At 40.7% G+C, this 22,216-nt stretch carries 24 protein-coding genes; 8 read left to right on the top strand and 16 right to left on the bottom strand.

Annotation, left to right across the window (positions count from 1 at the left end; all coding sequences use genetic code 11):
• Positions 1-230: 230 nt before the first annotated feature.
• Positions 231-2,699, top strand: a complete 2,469-nt coding sequence (locus H5163_RS07380) for a bifunctional diguanylate cyclase/phosphodiesterase (RefSeq protein ID WP_182734811.1) — start codon at positions 231-233, stop codon at positions 2,697-2,699.
• On the opposite strand, the gene H5163_RS07375 is transcribed toward H5163_RS07380, so the two are convergent.
• Together H5163_RS07375 and H5163_RS07370 are read right to left on the bottom strand one after the other, a co-directional pair.
• Positions 2,650-3,429: a CLCA_X family protein gene (locus H5163_RS07375; RefSeq protein WP_182730976.1), complete on the bottom strand. Its 780-nt coding sequence runs from the start codon at positions 3,427-3,429 to the stop codon at positions 2,650-2,652. The genes H5163_RS07380 and H5163_RS07375 overlap by 50 nt on opposite strands.
• Positions 3,426-4,031, bottom strand: coding sequence for a tRNA-uridine aminocarboxypropyltransferase (locus H5163_RS07370; RefSeq protein WP_145233708.1), 606 nt, complete (start codon positions 4,029-4,031; stop codon positions 3,426-3,428). The genes H5163_RS07375 and H5163_RS07370 overlap by 4 nt, the downstream gene beginning before the upstream one ends.
• A gap of 150 nt (positions 4,032-4,181) precedes the next feature.
• On the opposite strand from H5163_RS07370, the gene H5163_RS07365 reads away from it, so the two are divergent.
• Positions 4,182-4,526, top strand: coding sequence for an Hpt domain-containing protein (locus tag H5163_RS07365; RefSeq protein ID WP_145233710.1), 345 nt, complete (start codon positions 4,182-4,184; stop codon positions 4,524-4,526).
• 106 nt (positions 4,527-4,632) lie between these two features.
• The gene (locus tag H5163_RS07360; RefSeq protein WP_145233714.1) at positions 4,633-5,850 is read left to right on the top strand and encodes a pyridoxal phosphate-dependent aminotransferase; all 1,218 of its coding nucleotides are present in this window, start codon (positions 4,633-4,635) and stop codon (positions 5,848-5,850) included.
• A gap of 71 nt (positions 5,851-5,921) precedes the next feature.
• Here the strand turns inward: H5163_RS07360 and H5163_RS07355 are convergent, their stop codons facing one another.
• The 4 genes from H5163_RS07355 to H5163_RS07340 are packed head-to-tail and all read right to left on the bottom strand — an operon-like array spanning position 5,922 to position 8,855.
• Positions 5,922-6,389 carry a glycine zipper 2TM domain-containing protein gene (locus tag H5163_RS07355; protein WP_149981188.1) on the bottom strand — a complete coding sequence of 156 codons (468 nt, stop codon included), beginning with the start codon at positions 6,387-6,389 and terminating at the stop codon, positions 5,922-5,924.
• Between the two features lie 20 nt (positions 6,390-6,409).
• Positions 6,410-7,045, bottom strand: coding sequence for a penicillin-binding protein activator LpoB (gene lpoB / locus H5163_RS07350; RefSeq protein WP_145233716.1), 636 nt, complete (start codon positions 7,043-7,045; stop codon positions 6,410-6,412).
• A gap of 11 nt (positions 7,046-7,056) precedes the next feature.
• Positions 7,057-7,482, bottom strand: a complete 426-nt coding sequence (locus H5163_RS07345; RefSeq protein ID WP_145233718.1) for a YcfL family protein — start codon at positions 7,480-7,482, stop codon at positions 7,057-7,059.
• Between the two features lie 8 nt (positions 7,483-7,490).
• Complete coding sequence (locus H5163_RS07340) at positions 7,491-8,855, bottom strand: tetratricopeptide repeat protein (RefSeq protein ID WP_182734809.1); 1,365 nt, start codon at positions 8,853-8,855, stop codon at positions 7,491-7,493.
• Between the two features lie 340 nt (positions 8,856-9,195).
• Between H5163_RS07340 and H5163_RS07335 the strand changes: the two genes are divergently transcribed.
• Positions 9,196-10,077, top strand: a complete 882-nt coding sequence (locus H5163_RS07335) for a DMT family transporter (protein ID WP_182734808.1) — start codon at positions 9,196-9,198, stop codon at positions 10,075-10,077.
• On the opposite strand, the gene H5163_RS07330 is transcribed toward H5163_RS07335, so the two are convergent.
• From H5163_RS07330 to H5163_RS07300, 7 genes are all read right to left on the bottom strand, one after another.
• Positions 10,058-10,759, bottom strand: a complete 702-nt coding sequence (locus tag H5163_RS07330) for a M15 family metallopeptidase (RefSeq protein ID WP_182734806.1) — start codon at positions 10,757-10,759, stop codon at positions 10,058-10,060. The genes H5163_RS07335 and H5163_RS07330 overlap by 20 nt on opposite strands.
• Entirely contained in the window at positions 10,756-11,886 is a 1,131-nt protein-coding gene (gene dapE, locus H5163_RS07325; RefSeq protein WP_182734804.1) for a succinyl-diaminopimelate desuccinylase, read from the bottom strand. The genes H5163_RS07330 and dapE overlap by 4 nt, the downstream gene beginning before the upstream one ends.
• A complete protein-coding gene (locus H5163_RS07320; RefSeq protein WP_182734802.1) occupies positions 11,883-12,230 on the bottom strand; it encodes an ArsC family reductase in 348 nt (115 codons plus the stop codon). Before H5163_RS07320 ends, dapE begins: the two co-directional genes overlap by 4 nt.
• Before the next feature lie 5 nt (positions 12,231-12,235).
• Positions 12,236-12,739 (bottom strand): PTS glucose transporter subunit IIA, encoded by a 504-nt coding sequence (locus tag H5163_RS07315; protein WP_182734800.1) that lies wholly within the window; start codon positions 12,737-12,739, stop codon positions 12,236-12,238.
• Positions 12,739-13,137 (bottom strand): ACT domain-containing protein, encoded by a 399-nt coding sequence (locus H5163_RS07310; RefSeq protein ID WP_145233734.1) that lies wholly within the window; start codon positions 13,135-13,137, stop codon positions 12,739-12,741. The genes H5163_RS07315 and H5163_RS07310 overlap by 1 nt, the downstream gene beginning before the upstream one ends.
• 224 nt (positions 13,138-13,361) lie before the next feature.
• Positions 13,362-15,512, bottom strand: a complete 2,151-nt coding sequence (gene pta / locus H5163_RS07305) for a phosphate acetyltransferase (RefSeq protein WP_182734798.1) — start codon at positions 15,510-15,512, stop codon at positions 13,362-13,364.
• Between the two features lie 2 nt (positions 15,513-15,514).
• Positions 15,515-16,726 carry an acetate kinase gene (locus H5163_RS07300; RefSeq protein ID WP_182734797.1) on the bottom strand — a complete coding sequence of 404 codons (1,212 nt, stop codon included), beginning with the start codon at positions 16,724-16,726 and terminating at the stop codon, positions 15,515-15,517.
• Between the two features lie 318 nt (positions 16,727-17,044).
• Between H5163_RS07300 and yfbV the strand changes: the two genes are divergently transcribed.
• Positions 17,045-17,491, top strand: coding sequence for a terminus macrodomain insulation protein YfbV (yfbV, locus tag H5163_RS07295; protein WP_145234096.1), 447 nt, complete (start codon positions 17,045-17,047; stop codon positions 17,489-17,491).
• On the opposite strand, the gene rlmA is transcribed toward yfbV, so the two are convergent.
• From rlmA to xthA, 3 genes are read right to left on the bottom strand one after another with little or no spacing between them, the layout of a single operon-like run.
• Positions 17,472-18,284, bottom strand: coding sequence for a 23S rRNA (guanine(745)-N(1))-methyltransferase (gene rlmA, locus H5163_RS07290; RefSeq protein ID WP_182734795.1), 813 nt, complete (start codon positions 18,282-18,284; stop codon positions 17,472-17,474). The genes yfbV and rlmA overlap by 20 nt on opposite strands.
• Positions 18,281-18,928: an energy-coupling factor ABC transporter permease gene (locus tag H5163_RS07285; RefSeq protein WP_182734865.1), complete on the bottom strand. Its 648-nt coding sequence runs from the start codon at positions 18,926-18,928 to the stop codon at positions 18,281-18,283. Before H5163_RS07285 ends, rlmA begins: the two co-directional genes overlap by 4 nt.
• Before the next feature lie 29 nt (positions 18,929-18,957).
• A complete protein-coding gene (xthA, locus tag H5163_RS07280) occupies positions 18,958-19,764 on the bottom strand; it encodes an exodeoxyribonuclease III (RefSeq protein WP_182734793.1) in 807 nt (268 codons plus the stop codon).
• A 247-nt stretch (positions 19,765-20,011) separates the two neighbouring features.
• On the opposite strand from xthA, the gene H5163_RS07275 reads away from it, so the two are divergent.
• The 3 genes from H5163_RS07275 (at position 20,012) to rluB (ending at position 22,069) form a co-directional block, all read left to right on the top strand.
• Positions 20,012-20,443: an exonuclease III gene (locus tag H5163_RS07275; RefSeq protein WP_145233745.1), complete on the top strand. Its 432-nt coding sequence runs from the start codon at positions 20,012-20,014 to the stop codon at positions 20,441-20,443.
• Between the two features lie 169 nt (positions 20,444-20,612).
• Positions 20,613-21,203, top strand: coding sequence for an SMC-Scp complex subunit ScpB (gene scpB, locus H5163_RS07270; RefSeq protein ID WP_182734792.1), 591 nt, complete (start codon positions 20,613-20,615; stop codon positions 21,201-21,203).
• Positions 21,200-22,069 carry a 23S rRNA pseudouridine(2605) synthase RluB gene (rluB, locus tag H5163_RS07265; RefSeq protein WP_145233749.1) on the top strand — a complete coding sequence of 290 codons (870 nt, stop codon included), beginning with the start codon at positions 21,200-21,202 and terminating at the stop codon, positions 22,067-22,069. Before scpB ends, rluB begins: the two co-directional genes overlap by 4 nt.
• The last annotated feature ends 147 nt before the right edge of the window (positions 22,070-22,216 follow it).

Here is a 22,216-nt window from a genome sequence, read left to right as displayed (position 1 = left end):
GCCTTTTATTACTTAAGAATATAATCACTCGATTTAATTACCATACACTCTGCTTAAGCATTTTACTGACATATTATTCCCAAGTTTAGGTTATTTACTGGCAATTTCACTTAATACCTCCATACTTTAATTATAGTTTTATAATGTACTATTTATATAATGCACATGGAGTGACAGTGGATCAGGCAAGCATATTAGCGCGAACATATTGTATAAAGATTTTGTTAATATTGTTTAGCATCACTGCTACAACGCCTTTGCTGGCTGATGAAGTGATTTCCAGTGGCTGGATAGTGCCAGCAAATACGCCTTTTCAAACTACCAAACCTCTACTAGAACAAGTTGTCGCTACAGACTCAAAAACAGATTTATCACATGTTCGTATCAAGGCAGAGCAAGGCTATTGGTTTATTATTGATTTGGATAAACAGTCGCAATCAAAGATTGAGGTAATTTATGCAGATAACTCCCATTTAGCACAGCTTGATTTTTATACTCTTGATGAGAATTTCAACCCGTTAGCTGAAGTAAATAATGATGCATACCGTTACGTTAATAAGGTACTGCCACATGCAATTTTGCCTACAGAAGAAGATACTCGCTGGGCTGTAGTCTATGTTCGTCACAGTGAAGATGAATGGCTCAGTGTTGGGCTTTCTACAGGTACGCATTTTGCTAAGTTGACCAACACTAAACTGCGAAATTTCTTTTTGATAACAGGATTATTGCTGTTGTGTATTGCCGTTGTTGGCACTGTATACGGTTTATCCTATCAAGCAAAATCACTTTACCTACTTGCATACCTTGTATGTGTGTTAAGCGAGTTCTTAATAGCAAAAGGGGTATTGAATTACTTTAATATTGAATTTGCGTCTTTATGGTATACAAAGCTACAGTTTTCATTTCAAGTGCTGGCATTGGGGGTGATTAATTTTTACTTTATCCATTATTTACAGTCGCAGAACCTTTTAAATGCTCGACAAGATAAGTTAACAGTTTATATAAGTTTATTTTGTTTTGCAGCCATCTTAAGCTGTTTTATGAAGCAATCAGTACATCTAACCGTGGTAATTCTATGTTTAGGTTTTATGTTAGTGATGCTGAGTTATTTATTTTTTTATTGGCTAAGTAATACCAAAAAAGTGGTGCAATTTAAGTTTGTACTTGCCTGGTTTGCAGTGATTTTACAAACGTTATGTTGGCAAGCAACGCTGGTGGCAGGTGCACAGATACAGCAATTTAACGATGTGTTACTGGTGGTAAATGTGATTGCTGCTGTGATGGCGTTACTTATTCATGAGCGTAAGTGTGTTAAGCAATATAGTTACAGTCTTACTCATGACGACGATACAAAACTACCCAATAAACAGTTACTAATTAAGCGCCTTGATAGCGAGGTGAAATTAGCAATCGAACATTCTTTATTGTTATTTAGGCCTGCTGTACTGATTAATGCTCGAGCAAATTTTGGCTATGAACATGTAAATGAGCAGATAAAATTAACCATGGGCAAATTAGCGCAGCAATTAGCCTCAATGAATGTATTGTGTGTTGAAGCTAACCATCAGCATAGTCGTTGTATTGCCAGGTTAGATGACAGTACTTATGGGGTCGTGATAATCGGCAAGCTAGAGTTAAGCCAAATAGAACAGTTTGTATGTGTGATTAATAGTGTCTTTGCTGAGGGTCTAACTCATAAACGTATTCACTTAATTGATAAAGTTGAAATCGGTGTAGCAAATTATCCTCTACATGCCAGTACATCATTACAACTAGTCCAGCGAGGGCTGCAAGCACTGGCGGTTAAACCCCTTCATGGTGAACGCTGGCATATGTTTAATATAGAGAATGTGACGTTATCGCAACGGCGCATTGCGATTGCATCAGCTCTAAAAGAAGCCATTGAATGCGATCAGCTTAGTTTATTTTTTCAACCGCAGATATATCTAAACACCGGTAAAGTGCACGGCGCGGAAGCTTTATTACGTTGGGAGCATCCACAATTGGGTAATGTTCCCCCTGATTTATTTATCCCTATTGCTGAATCATCAGGGATAATTTCAGATTTAACCGAATGGGTTATTACGCAAGCACTGCAATATCAAAAGAAAATGATTGTATTATTGCCTGAGCATATTGTATCTATCAATATTTCGGCTAAAGATTTGCTGCGTAAAGATTTACCAGTGTTATTTATAACGTTGTTGAATGAGCATCAACTCAACCCGGCTAATGTAATGTTAGAACTAACGGAATCGGCAACACTCTTTGAGGGGGTTGATATAAAAAATGCCCTGAATGATTACCGTTTAATTGGCGTTAAAATAGCAATTGATGACTTTGGCACGGGGTATTCATCACTCGCGTATTTGAGCAAAATGGGCTTTGATGAAATAAAAATAGATAAGCAATTTGTAATGAATATTGAATACTCTAAAAATGATCAAACAATTTGTCGTGCTACCTGTGATATTGCCAAATCACTGGGTTCATACGTAGTGGCCGAAGGGATAGAAGATAGCCAAAGTATGGCTAAATTACAAAGCTATGGCTGTGAAGTTGGTCAGGGATACTTTTTTTCACGACCATTACCGTTTGACGATTACATGCAGTGGCTTGAAGAAAATCTTGAAACCACCACAGTATTTGTTAATGATCTTGAAAAAGTCGTTGACCTAATTGGGAAAAATAATTATTAAGTGCGTGATTACAAATTTTCAAGCTATCGTGTTTAGGATAAATAAGTGCTGAGCTATTGAGCCCAGAGACTAAAAAGTGATTAACGATCTGCTCATTACAAGCAATACATGCTTCAAAACTACGCGCAGCTAGCTCTTCAGGCATACTCATATAAAACTGCTGCTGTTGTTTATCAAATTCTATACAGTCTAAAACATATTGATTAGCGTGTTGACCGGTTGGTTCTAGAAATACTCCTTGGTAAAACTTATTTAATGCTAAGTTTAGTGGGTGACTTTGCTCAATCGTGTGCTCCAGCCAAAGTTTAGAGGCAAAATGCTGTGGCGAATGCTGGGGAAATATGTGCTTAGTTATGTGATGATCAAACGCATGAAACCATTCATGCGCCAGCGCGCCACCACCTGCATTTTTTGCCAGCGCAAGAGTTCGAGTACGGCTATTATAATGTGCTTGGACGTGTTGTTGACCGCCATGGCCAAAAGCAAAATTGAGTTTCCCCCTCAGACCAATGGTCTTTGGCGGCACTTGCAGTATTTGCGCTAAATCGGCTAGTGCGTCGTAAATTAAATTAGCACTAATAAAGCGTTCTTCTTTGGTGACCCATTTACCCACCACCATAGTACGAAAACCAAATGTATCGCGGATATCACTAAAGTCAACTTGGTCATCAAATCGATAATCCGGTCCCTGGCGGTAAAACCCGCGCTTTAAGCGATTATTGGCACTCATTTGGCTTGATAACGCGCTTTAACATGCTCAGGCATAAACTGGGTTTGTTTGCTGTTGAGTGCTTCCAGTGCGTGATACAGAGGTTCAGGGTTAATATGCTCAATCAAGGCTAAACTATGTGCAACCGCTTCTAATGTGGAGAGGCTATCTGCACGGGGAGCTTTGCGAATACGATATCGGTTTTGTGGGATCGTCGTAAAGCTGACCTTTTTAAAAGCCGCAAGGGCTGGGGTAAGTTGCATGATCTTAAATGCTTTTTTCCAGGTGCCATCGATTACAATTAGATGACTTAACCGGCTTTTAAATTGTTGTGCTGCGGTACTTTCATCATCCAGTAGGATGGCATTATCATCAGGGTAGAGTAAGGCTGTTGTGGCAACGGGTAGTGTGCTTAGTTGTGCAAAATCAGCCTGCGTTTCTCCTACCATGATGTCGTATTGCGTTAGGCACAGTGTGAGTAAACGGGCGGTGTTTTTAGTGATTTTTACTTCGCTAGGATGCTGCAAAATTATAACTTTGAGTTTATTTTCCAGTACCGACAAATCTTCACAAAGGCACGTTTGTAGACTAAATTTACAATTAACACACAATGAACGGGACATAAAATAATCTTGTTTAATAGCAATAAGTTGAAAAACCCGCTAATTATACGCTTAATGAGACAATTAGTTGGTTTTTTTTCTATAGAACGATAAAGTATAAAAATAGTATAAGTTACTGGTTTAGTGTTGCTAAATACAAAAGGATGAATAATGAATACAATAGTCATTGATGAAAGCGCATTGGAAAGTATGGAATCGTTATTAGGCGAGCAATTTAGCGATACGCTGACTTTTTGTTGTGCTGAATTTGAACGATTAGGCTCTGAAGTATTGGCTACAATACATAGTGATATCCAAGTCGCAAGTCGCCATGCTCATAGTTTAAAATCAAATGCCGCGCAGTTTGGTGCCAGCAGTCTATCTCAGGTGGCCAGAGAAATTGAACAAAGCTTAAATAATAATGATGTTTCTCAGGCGCTTGCGGCAGCTCAGCAGCTTGACAACCAAGTTGCCGGTTCAGCAGCTAAGTTAACTGATTGGTTACAAAGCCGTTAGTTAGCTATACCCAGACGTGAATTTATTTCAGTTTTGAAGTATTAAATCCACTGGTATTTAGCCCCTTTACTAGGTTAATCTAGCTGTTCCACTAGTAGAGGTAAAAATGTCAGAAATTAAAAAGAGTCATAAATTACAAGGCGTTTGTTATGACATTCGTGGGCCGGTGTTAGTTCAGGCTCGCAAAATGGAAGATGAAGGCCAAAAAGTTTTAAAATTGAATATTGGTAATCCTGCGGCATTTGGGTTTGATATGCCTGAAGATATGCACCGCGATATTATTCGTAACTTGTATTCAGCCCAAGGCTACTGTGACTCCAAAGGCCTCTACTCAGCCCGTGTGGCTATTTATCAGCACTACCAACAACGTGGTTTATATAACCTAGACGTCGATAATATTTATATTGGTAATGGGGTCAGTGAATTAATTCAAATGACGACCCAAGCCTTGCTGAATAATGATGATGAGGTGTTGATCCCAGCACCTGATTATCCATTGTGGACCGCTTCAGTCAAACTTGCGGGTGGTAATCCAGTCCATTACCTATGTGATGAAGAGCAAGATTGGTTCCCTGATATTGCTGATATTCGAAGTAAAATCACGTCAAAAACTAAAGCATTAGTGCTGATCAACCCTAATAATCCGACGGGTGCAGTATACGACGACGCACTTTTACAGCAGTTAATTGATATTGCACGTGAACATAAATTACTGTTATTGAGTGATGAAATCTACGAGAAGATTTTATACGATGGGATCACGCACAGCTCCATTGGTGCACTGTGTGATGATGTGCCGATAATTACTTTTAATGGCTTAGCAAAAACCTATCGCGCAGCGGGTTTGCGTATGGGGTGGATGGTATTAAGTGGCCGTACTGCATTGATGGATGATTTACGTAAAGGTTTAGATATCTTAGCCTCTATGCGTTTATGTGCCAATGTGCCGGCACAATATGCGATCCAGCAAGCATTAGGTGGCGTACAGTCGATTGATGATTTAATAAATCCCGGTGGGCGTTTATACGAACAACGTGATATTGCATGGCGTGGTTTAAATGCGATAGAAGGTATTTCGTGTGCAAAACCAAAAGGAGCATTGTACGCATTTGCCAAAGTAGATACTGAGCGTTTTAATATCAAAAATGATGAAAAAATGATTTTAGATTTACTCAAAGCAGAAAAGATCTTACTGGTTCACGGAAGAGCATTTAACTGGCCAAATCCAGATCATTTCAGATTGGTATTTTTACCTAACAAAGATGATTTAACGACTGCTATGAGTAAGATGCAACGCTTTTTTAGCGATTACAGACAAAGCTAACGTAGTAATAAAGTTATAAATACTAAAAAGCGAGCATTAATACTGCTCGCTTTTTAGTTTAATGTAATAGCTTAATAGGCTTTATCAACGCGGACTGTATTATCTGATAAATATACTAAGCGCACGCTGTCGCCAGTTCTAAATATCATTTGATTGTCTTTGTCTTGTACCACCATAAATTGTTCACCGTTTTCAACTTTGATCATTAACTCGACTAAGTGGTATTGATTATAATGGCTGCTTTGTTGCCTGTTGTTCGCCACACTGCCACCGATGACCGAGCCTAGAATAGTCGCTGCGGTGCGACCACTGCCGCCGCCAAATTGGTTACCAATAACGCCACCAAGTAATGCACCGCCAAAGGTTTTCCAGCCACTATTTTTGTCTTGAACAAGTTCTTGCTCGGTAATATTACGTACAGATTGAACACTGCCAAATAGTACTTGCTGGACAGGAACGGCTTTATTGCGTTCGTATGCGGCAAAGCTTGGATTACTGATGAGCAGGGCTGTACACAGCCCAAGTATGAGTTTATTCATCATTTACCTCCTCAGCTGAATTACCAGCCAAAGGTTGATTTTTCGCGGGTTTTACGAATTTCTGTTTCGTCCGCCCATTCTACTAAGCCACTTTTTAAATCCATTAAGCGCATTGTGAATTTATAGTATACGTCGGCTTTATCAGCATTCGATTTTACGATGCTCGACAGGTTGCCATAAAGCATATACTGCGCGCCAACTTGTTGGCCAAATGCAATCGCTTTAGTTGGGTCTACTAGGGCATCATCATTTTGAAAGTTCAATTGTTCTCGAGCGGCTTCTACGCGACCCATATCAACAAAACGAAATTTACCACTGCGCAATAATTGTGTTGAAATTGAATCGGTAATTGATTCAGTATCAATGTGTTCACTGGTTTTGTTTTTTATACGTTCAACAAATACGATTGGTCGAGTATTAGCTGTTAATGTGCCGACCACAGGTGATGCCAACAGTGAATCCGTCATTTGGCTGGCGACTTTTTGTAAGTCAGTTGAACCGAAGTTAATATCAGTTGTTTCTACAGCTTGTGCGTCTCCGTAGCTGACTACGGCTTTATTGGCACAGCCACTGAGGGCAAGCGCACTCAAACCTAACAACGCAAAACCCGAGAGTGTTTTAAGCGTTGGTTTTTTAGTTGTGTTTACTGTATTCATAATGGTGTCCTTTAATCTTTAAATTCTTGTGCTTGTGTCGATACTTCGCGTACCGCTAATGAAAATGTAACCGCATCAGATGTAGGTGCAAGGCCAGGCAGTTGCACGTTAGCAAAACCGAATAAAGTCAATGATTGCCAAGGAGAATGATTGCCTTTGATCACAAAACCATCGCCGTCATACCAGGTAAATTGATACTGTAAATATTGTGATTTTTTATACTGACTCGAAAGTGTGACAACAACATCAGTTAATTGATTCGTTTGGCGAGTCTTTACATCACTAATGGCCAGCTTTTTACCTAGTGCAGGATTATCGACTTTTAGCTGTTGTTGGTATTGCGCTGAAGCTTGTTCAACACTTATACCTGATGTAGTCGGTCTACTGGTACAGGCAGCAAGTAGACAGACCGTTAATAATGGCACTAAATATTTCATGATAGCTCCTAAAGTTGCACTACATGGGAATTAAAATAGTTGTTAATAGAGGTTAGATAAATCAAGGTTAACCCTTGCTTACTAACCGTAAAGTTTATGTCTTTCTGATTGGCAAGTTTTAAAACATGGTCTCCTGCTGTTAACTGGGTGCGCGCAACACTTATTTGATTAGGTAAAGTTAACCAACTGCGGGTATCTGCTTGCTCAGAGGCTAGGTTGTATAGATTAGCGAGTATATTACCCACATCGCCGCCACTTCTAGCCAGCTCTGCCCGTACTTTTTCTTTAGCGACTAACCGCAGTATTTGCCTCGATACTCTTGCCGGTGTTTGCTCTTCAAGTGTTTTAGCCGCTAACGCTTCTATTCTTACCAATGGACTCAAAGGTAAAATCTGTGTTCCGATACTAATATCACTAACCGCTGGTATATAAGCTCTATCTTTATAAACGGGCATCGCTAAGCTATAAAAACGGGCATCACCACCGGATGTATAAATAGGCAGACGCAACACAAATTCATCTTTTTCTGGCACTAAACCTTGTTCGATCAAGACCACAACGTCACCGCTGTTGGCGACTTGTTTTGGTAATTCAGCAAAGCGTTTTTTATACTCGGAAAAATCTTGATCAAACCCTTGCTGTTTTGCTAATTGCAGCACAACCTGCTGCAAATAGGTATTTTCAGGATTGATCTCTAGTGCCTTTTTATAATCAATATAGGCATCATCGTATTGCTTATTACTTTGATAGAGCAAACCTGACAGATAAAATGTAAACGCATTTTGATAGCCATTTTTTACGTTTTTGATCACCTCATCCATACTTGGGTAATGTTTTTGTGCTGCTTTTACGCTAGCATCTATGTCGTCTTGATTAGCCGTTAACGCATCTGTTTGTACTTTATTTGCACGGCGAACTTCGACTAATGCGCCTTCAATATTATGTTGATATATATAATTAAGTGCTTGGTAACTGTGCAGCATACTCATTTCATAAGCCGCTGGCGTATAGCTAATGACTGAATCATTGGTAAAAAGGGCGTTACTTTGTTCAAGCCCTGAGCTTACTTGTATTTTTGCTGCTTGGCGTTTTATTTCCATTTGCTGATATACCGCTTCGTACTGTGGTTTTGCAGCCTCATTTTGATTATTTAAATTGCTTAAACGGGCCTGCTCTAATTGATTGAGCAAGTAGTTACTATGTGACTGCCCATTAGTCGGCAAAAGCTGTTGGGCTTGGTCGATATTGTTGGTCTTAATAGCTTGGCGTACAGGCGTCATTTGGGTAGCGTAATCTGAAAACAGATCACTAAACCCAATGGTGCTGCATCCACTTAGCATGACACAAAAGCCAAAAATAACACTGCGTTGCACATGGCACTCCTTTTATAAGCGTTAATACAGATTAGCATAATCTAATCCAGAGAAGATGTTAAACAATGTAAAAAAGCGTAGCAATCACCGTGTTTATAAGAAATAGTTACGCGATCATTGGTCACTGAGTTGTTGCACGATACATTCGAATGATCAAAACAAAAGGTAAGCTTTGCGCTATTATGGCAATCCTGTATAAATAGGTACTTCAGGCAAACAGGTAGCTGATTTTCTTATTATGTTGATTAATTAATGGATCGAGTGGTTGCCGACTACTAAACGATAGAATAACTCACCTCATAGGGTTTAATGCTTAGCAAGATTAAAACTAAGGATCACTTTGAAAGCAACACTGTTTACGGTACTCGCCCTAGTGGCATTTGCAGCTAATTCTCTTTTATGTCGTATGGCATTAGCACAAAATTACATTGATCCATGGAATTTTACAGCTTTGCGGCTATTCAGTGGCGCATTGTGTTTAGGATTTATTTTCCTTATACAAGTAGTACCAACAGAGTCTTTAGCTAGGGAAGATAACAATCTTAATAATGCAGAGCATGAACGTGGTAGTTGGCGCAGCAGTGTTAGCTTACTGGTTTATGCGTTATGTTTTTCAATTGCCTATGTAGAATTGGACACTGGAACTGGCGCGTTGATTTTATTTTCTGCTGTTCAATTGACTATGATTGGCTGGGGGATTTTCAACAAGGAGCGACTCACGACTGTACAGTGGTGTGCATTTATTATCGCTGTCATTGGTTTTGTGTATTTAATGCTGCCATCGGCAACGATGCCGTCAATGAGCCCAGCATTATTAATGACGATTAGCGGTATTGCGTGGGGGATATACAGTATTCGCGGAAAAGTGTGTCTATCCCCACTGAAAACCACAACGTTTAATTTTGTGCGTAGTTTATTTGCATTACCGATATTGTTGATCGTGGGTTTTGGTTATTTATCGGGGATCAGTTGGCAGGGGATCGCGCTTGCATGTGCATCTGGTGCTCTTGCGTCGGGTATTGGCTATAGTGTTTGGTATGTTGCCGTACCCTTATTAAAAAGCAGTCAAGCCGCAGTGGTTCAGCTGTGTGTGCCAGTGATAGCTGCACTGGCAGGGATGTTATTTTTAGCGGAAGAACTAAGCATTCAGTTTGTTATTGCCAGCGCCGTTATTCTTGGCGCTGTGCTAGTTTTTTTACTGGCTAAACAGCCGCAGGGCTGACATTCAGCACGTAACGCTGATACAGTTGCGGCAAATTCGCCAAAATAGCAGCTTTGCCGGCAAGCTGACTGTTATTTATAGTATTAGCTAATACGGTTAAACTCTGATGTTGTAGTAAAATGTCAGATTGCACTATGTGGCTAATATGCCAAGGTTCAGGCGCAACGCCGCCTAAATCATGTTGATAAGGGCGATAAAAGCCATACTTTTCTAAATGACTATCAAGCCACTTGGTCAGCGCTGCAAAAGGGCCATTGTCTTGGTATTCGTGAGGCTCTAACTGCAGCTGATAGTCATCAGAAACACTGGCTTGGTCAAAAATATCAAGATCAGTACCAAAGTGATGGCGACTGCTTCCCGGTAGGGCTGAATAAAGCATAATGGCATGGCATTTTTCAATGTCTGTCATGGAGGCTAAATCAACGGGCTGTTGCTGCTTATTGAGCACAGGTCGATGACCATTAAATTTAGCATTCCAAATCAATGCTTGACGTTCAAAGTTACGAAAGCTTGATGCAATAGTCAGTGCAAAGCCTGCATCGCGAGCTGCATTTTGCAACTGCATAAAGTCATCAATAATGTCTTTATGCAGTTTATGATCTTGATAATCAACAAGCAGTAGCTCGTCTTTACCACAGGCACACTCAGCCAACTGCTGCGATGTGAGCTTAGCAGGGATCATGTTAAAAGTTGCTCTAGAATTTGCTCGTAAATATCAGCAAGTGCAATGAGATCATCACAATTAACGCACTCATTCACTTTATGAATGGTGTCGTTACGTGGGCCAAGTTCAATAACCTTTGCGCCGGTTTGTGCTATAAAACGTCCATCTGAAGTACCGCCAGTGGTTTCAAGTGCGGTATTTAAGCCAGTTATTGATTTGATAGCTGCAACCGTGGCATCAATAAGCGGGCCGCCTTCGGTGATAAATGGCTGACCGTTAACAATCCAACTCAGCTCGTATGCAAAATCATATTCAGCCAGAATGTCGTTAACTCGTTGCTGGAGTTGCTGATGAGTTACTTCGGTACTAAAGCGAAAATTAAATTGCACTTCAAGCTCGCCTGGGATCACATTGCCAGCTCCCGTACCGCCATTAATATTTGAAATCTGAAAACTAGTAGCAGGGAAAAATTCATTGCCGTTGTCCCATACCGTTTGACTCAACTGGGCAAGCATTGGCGCTGCAATATGAATAGGGTTTAGAGCAAGTTGCGGATAAGCCACATGACCTTGTATGCCTTTAACAGTTAAAAAGCCAGTCAGTGAGCCTCGGCGGCCATTTTTAACGACATCACCCAGTACATCACGCGATGAAGGCTCGCCGACCAAACACATATCTATTTTTTCACCTCTGGCCTCCAGCGTATCGATTACTCGCGTGGTGCCGTTGATAAAAGGGCCTTCTTCATCAGAGGTAATTAAAAAAGAAATTGAGCCTTTATGATCGGGGTGTTTAGTTACAAATCGCTCGGTTGCTACCACCATGGCAGCTAAAGAGCCTTTCATATCAGCCGCACCACGGCCATGCAACATGCCATCGGCTAGAAAGCCAGAGAAAGGCGGGTGCTGCCAGTTCTTTTCTGGTCCAGTTGGTACTACATCAGTGTGACCTGCAAAGCAAAAGTGCGGTGAGCTGTCGCCTTTACGCGCCCATGTATTTTGGGTGTCAGTAAAAAACAGTGATTCAATATTAAAACCAAGCTGTGCCAATCGCTCATTCATTATAGTTTGGCAATCTGCATCTTCAGGGGTGACTGAGCGACGCTGTATTAAGGCTTGTGCAAGTTCGATGACAGGATGACTCATGATGCAAAAATCTCATCGTATTGCGCTGATTTAAAACCTAAATGATAGCTGTTGTTGCGAATAAGCACTGGGCGCTTGATCATTGCCGGTTGTGCTACCAAAATTGCCAAGGCAGTGTCTTTATCAAGGTTCTGTTTTTGCTCATCTGATAATTGGCGATAGGTTGTGCCACGTTTATTGACCAGATCTTGCCAGTCGATGTGCGTTGCAAACTCAGTGATCATATCAAGGCTTATGCCGTCTTTACGGTAATCATGAAAATTAAAGTCAATGTTGTTATCGGTTAAATATTTTTTGGCTTTTTTTATAGTGTCGCAGTTACTAATGCCGTAAAGAGTCGTCATATTAATTACTTCTTAGTTAGTGTTAAAAGAGTATCTACCCCAGCTGTAACCTGAGATAAAGAATAATGTATTGGTTTAAGTTGATGCCCGTTAAGTAAAATAAGGCTGGCAAGTAAGGGGCTATTGAGATCTCTAAGATCAAAATAAGCGAGCCGTTGCCCTTTGGTTATTTTACTGCCGTTGAGTTGGGCTATATGAGTGTGTTTAATGTGTTTAATGTGTTGCTGTTGGTCTAAATATAAATTTAGAAGCACTTTTAAGCCATTGTTGGCTTGTAAAATAAATTCAGTACCGGCATTTTTTACTTGCATTAATGTACCATCAAAGGGCGCTAATATTTTATGATTGCTCAGGGCAACCATAATCCCTGGGCCAAGTGTGCCGTAGCTAAAGAAGGGTTCTGGGTGCTCGCTTAATGGGGCAACTTTACCACTAAAAGGGCTACAAATTGCAATGCTGTTAGCCGCTAACTGACGTTGTGGTAAATAACTAATATCCGTGTATTTCATTATGTTAATTTGGGCTCATTGAGAAACTGATAGCCATCTTTTTTTAACGCGCTGATGGCATCTTTAATACGCTGTTGTTTTACTAAAACGTAATCGGTGTCGTAGGTTGAAATAGCAAAAATAGAGATATTTGCTCTGGCTAAAACTCCAGAAATATTTGCCATTATTCCGGTTAATGAAAAACCCAGTGGACCGATCACTTCTAACGCGCGCCAATCGTGCTCAGCATCAAGGCTTTCAATGGCGAACTGGCTAGGGCAAACAATAGATAACTCATCGTTGGTTTTGGCGATAATAAACATTGATTGTTTGAATAAAGCAGCGGGGATCTCGCTATCAACATCAAGGCTATGAATGGTAAAGGCCGTACTATGCAGTTGTAACGTTTGCTTAGACATTGCTACCCCTTTTTTAATTGTGAGACTTCCCATCTGTGTATACTGATCAATAGTATAGATTATCTTACTTAAATAAAAGAGCAATGTTGTCCACAATTTCTGTGGATAAGGTTGGGAATAGGGAGGTATAACAACGCTAAGTTATTTATTTTATTTATAATTATTATTAGCTAAAGAAATGCACAGGGTAAAGTGATCATCATGCAATCACTTTACCCATGGTGTTAAATGTTTTCGGCTTGTGCCGCTTGGATAGCAGTAAGTGCAATGGTATAGACAATATCATCAACCAAAGCACCGCGGCTTAAGTCATTGACGGGTTTGCGCATACCTTGCAACATTGGGCCGATACTTATCAAATCAGCACTTCGTTGCACCGCTTTATAAGTGGTATTACCGGTATTTAAGTCTGGAAATATAAACACCGTCGCTTTACCAGCCACTGGGCTATTTGGTGCTTTTTTAAGTGCGACATTTTCCATAATCGCCGCATCATATTGTAATGGGCCATCGATGATCAGATCAGGGCGTTTTTGTTGCGCTAACTTTGTTGCCAGACGGACTTTTTCTACATCAGCCCCAGTGCCTGACGTGCCGGTGCTGTAGCTTATCATCGCTACTCGTGGCTCAATACCAAATGCGGCGGCTGAGTCTGCAGATTGAATGGCAATATCGGCTAATTGCTCAGCGGTTGGATCAGGATTAATGGCACAATCCCCGTATACCAGTACTTGGTCAGGCAGCAACATAAAAAACACCGACGAGACTAATGATGACCCTGGTGCTGTTTTTATTAATTGCAGCGGCGGACGAATAGTGTTGGCGGTTGTATTTACTGCACCCGAGACCAGACCATCGACTTGACCACGCTCTAACATCATAGTGCCAAGCACAACGTTGTCTTGGAGCTGTTCAAGGGCAACCACTTCAGTCAGGCCTTTGCTTTTACGAATTTCAACCATAGGCGCAACATAGTCGTTGATCACATCATGAGGTTCGATAATGGTTACATTTTCGTTTAGCTCAACACCTTGTTGTATAGCGATACGTTCAATTTCTTCTCGATCGCCCAATAGAATGGTCTTCGCAATACCACGTTGACCGCAAATAGCGGCGGCTTTTATTGTGCGAGGCTCATTGCCTTCAGGTAACACTATAGTTTTTGCCGCTTGGCGGGCTTTATCCGTGAGTAAATAACGAAATGCTGGAGGCGACATTTTACGAGTTTTGCCGACACTTTTAGCAAGCGTATCTAACCAGTCAGAATCAATATGGCTGGCATTATGATGCTTTACTTTATCAATTCGTTGTACGTCATCGCACGGTACTTCCATATTAAAGTTATGCAGTAGCAATGAAGTACGCCAGGTGTCAGCATCTGTACTGAGGATTGGCAGGCCGGTGGCCATCGCTTGTTCGCACAAGGTCATGATCCGTGGCTCAGGTTTAAAACCACCAGTTAATAAGATAGCTCCTAATTTAGTGCCATTCATGGCTGATAAACAGGCCGCAACTAACACATCTGAACGATCGCCTGGGGTCACCAGCAGTGCGCCTGGGGTAAAATGATTTAAGATATTTGACACTGTTCTGGCACAAAATGTTACGCGGCGTAGACGACGATGAGCCATATCACCTTCGTTGATCACGTCAGCTTTTAAATACGCACATAAATCTTTAACGCGCGGAGCAACCAGCTCAAAATCCCATGGGATCGAGCCAAGTAACATAAACGGATGTTTTCTAAAAATAGGTAAAGATGCTAAGCGATTGAGCTCATTGTCAAGCTCGTCTGGTTTATGTGCTTCCACGAGATCTGCGCGTGCTCTGCCTTCATCATCCAGTGGTGCATTTACTTTATTAAAAATACAGCCTAATACGCGGGCATGGTCAACACTGCCATAATACCCGGCTGCAATTTCTAGGCGGTCTTCAATTTGATCGTTACTGTCATTACCAGGAGTGAGCACAAAAACAATGTCAGCGCCGAGAGTTTGTGCTATTTCGCGGTTTACTCTACCTGCATAAGGTTGGCGGCGAGTAGGGACCATACCTTCGATAATTGCGACTACATCGTTGCCTATGGCATTTTCAAAGCGCTCAACAATTTCTTCAAGTAAATCATCACCTTTTCCATCCCCGATCATTTGCTCTGCATAATCAAGCGCAAAAGGAGTAGGTGGTGTAATAGGTGAGCCTTGGGTGACAATTTGTGTTGATTTTTCAGGGCCCGTTTCACCTGAGCGAGGCTGGGCTATGGGCTTGAAAAAATTAACTTTGACCGCTTTTTGTTCTAACGCACGCACTAATCCGACTGAGACCGATGTTAAACCAACCCCAGTAGAGATAGGTACTAGCATAATTCGACGTGCCATAATTATAACTCCTGTGCAATTGAGGCGGCATCAAGAGCAATGACCCACTCTTCATTTGTTGGCATTACTACTGCTTTTGTTTTTGCATTATTACTGCTGATAACCCCTTGTGTGCCAAATCGGGCTGCAAGGTTGGCTGTACTGTCGCAATCAAGGCCAAGATAGCTCAGTTGTATTATTACTTTATCACGAATAATATCGGAGTTTTCACCAATACCACCGGTAAAAATTAACGCATCAAGGCGTTGCAATGGCACCATAAATGCGGCTATTTGTTTTGCTAAACGATAACAAAACATCTCCAATGCTAAAATGGCTTTTTCATTTCCTGCAACAGCAGCTTCTTCTATTGTACGACAGTCATTAGAAAGTTCACTGATACCCAGTAAGCCACTTTGTTGGTTTAATAAGTCATCAATTTGTTGTGCATCGTAGTTAAGTTGGGTGGTTAAAAAGTTAAATAAACCCGGATCAATATCTCCGCTGCGGGTGCCCATCATTAAGCCTTCTAGTGGAGTTAAGCCCATGCTGGTATCAACACTTTTGCCATTTTTAATTGCACACACAGAGCAGCCATTACCTAAGTGAGCGCTGATAAAATTACTTTGCTCAATAGGCTGGTTTAAAAGGACTGCTGTTTGACCTGCAACATAATAATGGCTGGTACCATGAAAGCCGTAACGTCTAACACCATAATCAGTATAAAGTTTATAAGGGAGGGCATATAAATAGGCAACATTGCCCATGGTTTGATGAAACGCGGTATCAAACACTGCTACTTGCGGTAGTCCCTTGAATGATGCTTGCGCAGCAGCAATGCCTAATAAATTAGCGTGCCCATGTAATGGCGCAAGCGTAGCGGCTTGAGTGATTCCTTTAATTACATCGTCGTCAATCAGTACCGATTTAGTAAAGTGCTCGCCGCCGTGAACCACGCGATGACCTACTGCAATAAGGTTTTCAGCTAAATGGTGTTCGTTGATAAGGCTAACTAAGGTATCGATTGCTGCACTGTGAGCTTGATTAGGCGCAAGTTCAATCAGTTGTTTTTTGCCAAGGTATTTGTATTTCACAGATGGCGACGATGAGCCTAGGCGTTCAGCAAGACCTGAAATGATTTCTTCAGATGTGGTGGCATCTAAAATAGCGAATTTTAAACTCGAACTTCCACAGTTCAGTACAAGAACATGGTGAGGTGATGATTGCGAAGACATAACAGGATCCCATTTTTTGACAATTGCGCATTAAGCTTAGTTGTTATATAACCAAGTACTCGAGCATAGTGATTAAAGTAAAAGAGTCATTGGTCGATAAATTGCTATGGATATCTGTAATGACTATACTAAAGTCTAGTTGACTTAACGTGCGCTTATTTTAACTCATTAATTGTTTTAAGGTAAGTTTAAACCATGATCAAAAACACGTTTTGGACGAAAAAGGTGGAAGGGATTTTACACAGGAATGTTACCGTGAATATGATACACTCATTGCGGTAACATTAATAAATATACCAGCGACACCTAGGAGTCATGATGCAAAAAAGTGTGATGTCACAAGTCCAAACTGGTCGTGAATATGCAAAAAAATGGCCTATGCGTAAAGAATTAGCGCCTCTGTTCACGGAGTTTAGAGTGATCAAAGCCACCGAGCTGGCAATTACAGTAATGCCGATTTTGGCAATGCTCACTTTATTTATGCAAATTAATTATTTAGGCAGCAGTTTTTTACCTCAAGCAGTCGCTATCGCGTTGTTTTTTTTATCTCTACCGCTACAGGGATTGCTGTGGTTAGGCAAGCGTGCAGATACTGTACTTGAGCCTGCGATGGAGCATTGGTATAAAGAGCTCCATACGAAAATGGTAGCCAATGGCTACCAAGGGCATGTCCCTAAAGATAAACCACGTTATGCAGAGTTGGCCCATTTACTCAATGATATGTTTGATAAAATGGACCGCGCGTTTACCCGAGAGAATCTGTAACACGTTTAAATTGACTAACATAAAATGACAGGGTGACGACTTGCTCACCTTGTTGTTCTAGTTGTTGCCAATGTTCAGGACGAAACTTCCAAGCAAAGGGAGTCATAGTGATCAAGTTCTTCACATCTTTAAATGACAAGCTTATCTGTTGTTCTAATAATGTTTGCTCTATAAGCTCAAACCCTACAGGCGCAGCAATCGGTGTATGCGCATTGACGTCTCGGTAAATATAGTGCTTGAGTTCTTTTAAATGCCAAGGGCCAGGGCTTGCAACTACCAATGTAGCGTCTGGTTTTGCTAATCGAGCCAATTCAGCATCAAATAATGGGGCAAAAATACTCACTAATACATCTGCTGAGCCATCATTAAATGGAGCTTGGCTGATTGATGCAACGCTAAAATTACAATTACTGTATCGCTTTGCAGCATATTTAACTGCTGATTTTGATATATCGACGCCATAAACGTGTGCAGTACATGCATTGGCAATCGCATGAGTATAAAAACCTTCCCCGCACCCTAAATCAATTACCTGTTGTGGTGCTTGCAGAGCAACTCGCTGTGCAACGGCATGTTGTAAAAACTGGTAGTGCCCAGTGGTTAAAAAAGCACGCCTTGCTTGTACCATGTCAAGATTATCGCCAGGTTGCTTAGAGTTCTTTTGTTGCACAGGTAATAAATTCACATAGCCTTCTTTTGCAGTATCAAAGCTATGGTTGTTAATACATTTTAGCACTTTGGCATGTAACTCAAGCGATTGTTGGCAGAGCGGGCATTGGTAATCGAGACTCATGGATCTAGGTAATCCTTATCATAAAATGTTGTTACCCAATGTGGGCGATAGGTGATCAATAGGGTAATGGCCATGCCGTTTAACATCGCTTCAGGAAAGCAAATAATGACACATAAATAGAGATAGTTTTCACTTAATTCAAACCAATTGTAATTGCCGGTTAAATAATAAAATAAGCTAATGGTGATAATCTTAAAGCAGGCGATGAAAGCGGCGCAAATAAAAGTACATACAAAAATGTAAATGAAAAAATGCCGTGGTAATAGGTTATAACACAGTATAAATACCCCATAACTGACTAAAATGGGTAAGTAAGCGGTTAACAATAAGTGGATAGGTAATTGCGCAATGCTTATTTGATTGAAAGCCGTTAATAGCAGACTTGCTAGGGTTGCGCTCAATAATGCAAAGCGCCAGCCTAAAATAAGCGTTATGGCAGTTACACCTAAAATATGCAGTTCAAGACCGGGTAATATGCCGGCTTTAATTCGCCACAATAAGGCAAATGCTAACGCACAGACAAATAGGCCTGTTTGACGGGCTGGCGTGGTTATTAAATGTTGGTAGTGTGACTTATTGACACTCGACCAAAAAATACAGCCGATAACAAGCCAAGCAATTGCCTGAAGTTCAATGCTTATTATCGGGATTGTCGTTAGCTTATCCATTAGCGTTAACTAAAGGTTGACCATATTGGCGCATGATCTGATGGCTTTTCAATACCACGTAATTCATAGTCAATTCCCGCTTCAATACAACGAGCAGCCAAAGTTGGAGTCGCTAGGATAACGTCAATGCGTAGACCACGATTATCATCAAAGCCTCGAGAGCGATAATCAAACCAAGAGTACTGTTCGCTTGTGTCTGGGTGAAGTTCACGGAAGGTGTCTGTAAAGCCCCAATCTAGCAAGGTTGCAAGCCATTGACGTTCTTCAGGCTGGAATGAACATTTGCCAGTTTTTAACCAACGCTTGCGATTAACCTCACCAATGCCAATATCAAGATCAGTAGGAGAAATATTGATGTCGCCCATGACAATGACATCCTCGTCGTTACTGTGGTGGCTTTGTAAGTGAGTCATTAGATCACGGTAGAACTGTCGCTTATACGGAAATTTTGTTTCATGAGTAATGTTATCGCCTTGTGGAAAATAGCCATTCATTACGGTTAGATCACGGCCATTTTCTTGGCTAACAGTGACGCTGATCATGCGCTTTTGTGATTCATCAGTATCTGTTGCGAATCCTTTAACCACAGACTTAGGTTCAGTTTTGCATAACATAGCTACGCCATAATGTGCTTTTTGACCATGAAAATAAACGTGGTAACCCATATTTTGAACATCTTCGAGTGGGAAAGCTTCATCATGTACTTTTATTTCTTGTAAGCCGATTATATCAGGCTGATGTTTATCTATGATTGCTTGTAATTGGTGCAGACGAGCTCTCAGCCCGTTAATGTTAAATGAAATTACTTTCATGGCTTGACCTTTAATTAGAGTTATCTTTTGCAGATTATGGCAAATTCTACCATCAATTAGCGTATGGTACATGCGCTTATTTATAATAATAAGCCGCTCAATTGTTGAACAAAGTATGAATTTTTATTAAACATTGTTAACGCTTTTTTAAATAAAAAATTAAATAGATAATTCGGTTGATTTGTAAACTTCGGTCTATATAATGCGCAAAAATTGCTCACAATATAACTCCACTTAAAGGTAAATCATGAAACTACAATTATTAGCATTATTCGTCGCAGCGACTGCTTTCTCTGAGACTGCCAGTGCAGCACATTATTATAATGCTGATCATAAAATTGAATCTAAATTATGCTCAATCAGTGCTAACGAAGGATTTACTGCAGCACGCAAAGTTGCAGCCCAGCACGGGGTGTATTTATCACGTTATTCAAAAAGTATTTTGTGTAATGGTGATGATATTCGTGATATTGCAAAAAAAGTGGATGATAAAGTTCGCCAAGAAAAAGTAATTGAAGTGTTTGCTAAAAACTCACAGGCAGAAACACAGCTATGTATTACTGCCTTGAAGCAAGGTTTGGCTCCAGTGAAAGAAAAAATAGCAAACTTAAACTCATTGATTTGTAATGGTGAAGTGGTTACTGAGTTTGTGAAACGATATCAAGGTGCGACAATTTGATTAAAAATGTAACGCACTAGCTCGTTTATCTACAATAGCAGCGCTTTAATCGCTGCTATTTTACATTTTTATAGAATAACTTTTCCAACCTTTGTATTGATCTGGCATAATAGCGCGCTGAATATACCGCAACGTCTTGGTGCCTATGGTGACAAAATCTGCTACGAAAATGGCTACGAAACGAATCAGTGATGAGCAGCTTGTTGAGATCATTGAAGCGGCGATTTTTGTTGCGGGAAAACCAGTCAGTAAACGGCATTTAAAAGACACCGTATTAACTGAGTTAAGTGTGTCTATGACACGTATTAACCTCGCGATTGAACAGATCCAAATTCATTATCAAACCCGTGGTATTCGCTTAGTTGAAGTCGGTAGTGGATTTAGATTTCAGGCGTGTGCCAGCTTAGCCCCTTGGTTAAATAACCTTTGGCAAGAACGGGCGCCTAAATATTCCCGTGCACTATTAGAAACTCTTTCGCTTATTGCTTATCGTCAGCCGATAACTCGGGGCGAGATAGAGCAAGTACGTGGAGTGACCGTAGGCTCAACTATTATTAAAAGTCTGCTCGAGCGTGAGTGGATACATGTTGTTGGTCATAAAGAGGTGCCAGGTAGGCCCGCTTTATATGCCACAACCAAACAATTTTTAGATTATTTTTCGTTAACAGGTTTAGATAACTTACCGCTACTGCCAAAACAGCAGCAAAGTAAAATTGACCAGTTATTGAGTGATCCTTCTGTGAGAGAACTATCCGAATGAGTATACAAGGTGAAAAGTTACAAAAAGTCTTAGCAAGAGCGGGCGTAGGTTCGCGACGTGAGATGGAAAAATACATTGATGCAAATCGTGTCAGTGTTAATGGTAAAGTAGCAAAGCTGGGTGATCGTGTTGAAGAAACCGACCAGATCCGTGTTGATGGCCATACGGTAAAAATTGAAGAAAAAGCTGAACGTATCTGTCGCGTTGTTATGTATAACAAACCTGAAGGTGAGTTATGTACACGTAAAGATCCTGAAGGACGTAGAACGGTATTTGACCGCCTGCCGCGCGTTGATGGTGAACGTTGGATTGCTGTTGGTCGTTTAGATATAAATACAGCAGGTTTAATGTTGTTCACCAATGATGGTGAGCTTGCTAACCGCTTAATGCACCCAAGTTACGAAGTAGAGCGTGAATATTCAGCACGTGTATTTGGTGAAGTAACAGCAGAAACTATCAAAAATTTAACCAAAGGGGTTGAGCTTGAAGATGGTATGGCAAAATTTCTTACTATTAAACCACTGGGCGGCGAAGGTATTAACCGCTGGTATAATGTAACGCTGACTGAAGGGCGTAACCGTGAAGTTCGTCGTTTATGGCAGTCTCAAGACGTTGAGGTTTCTCGCCTTATTCGTATTCGTTATGGTAAATTAGAGCTCGATAAACGTCTACCACAAGGTGGTTGGGCTGAGCTAGATTTAGAGACTGTAAATTACTTACGTAAAACAGTTAAGCTTGGCCGTGAAACGCAAACAAAATTATCTGTTATGCCTGAAAAACGCAAAGATAAGCGCGCTAAAATTAATCAAATTCGTAAAGCAGTCAAAAAACATAATAATCGCGTTAAACAAACTAAACGCCGTTAATATCTGCCTTGCATTAAAAAAGCCGCTAATTAGCGGCTTTTTTATGTTTAGTACTTGGTTTATACCAATCGACTTAAATATTTAACCATTCTAGCGGGCTAAATAAAGTGCTAACTGCGTTAGGGATTTTTTATGTAGAACAACTAC

Origin of the sequence: Pseudoalteromonas sp. SG44-8 (assembly GCF_014164125.1) — a bacterium.
In the GTDB taxonomy this organism is placed as follows: domain Bacteria; phylum Pseudomonadota; class Gammaproteobacteria; order Enterobacterales; family Alteromonadaceae; genus Pseudoalteromonas; species Pseudoalteromonas rhizosphaerae.
Note: the sequence above shows the minus strand (reverse complement) of the source record. Positions and strands in the feature narration are given on the sequence as shown.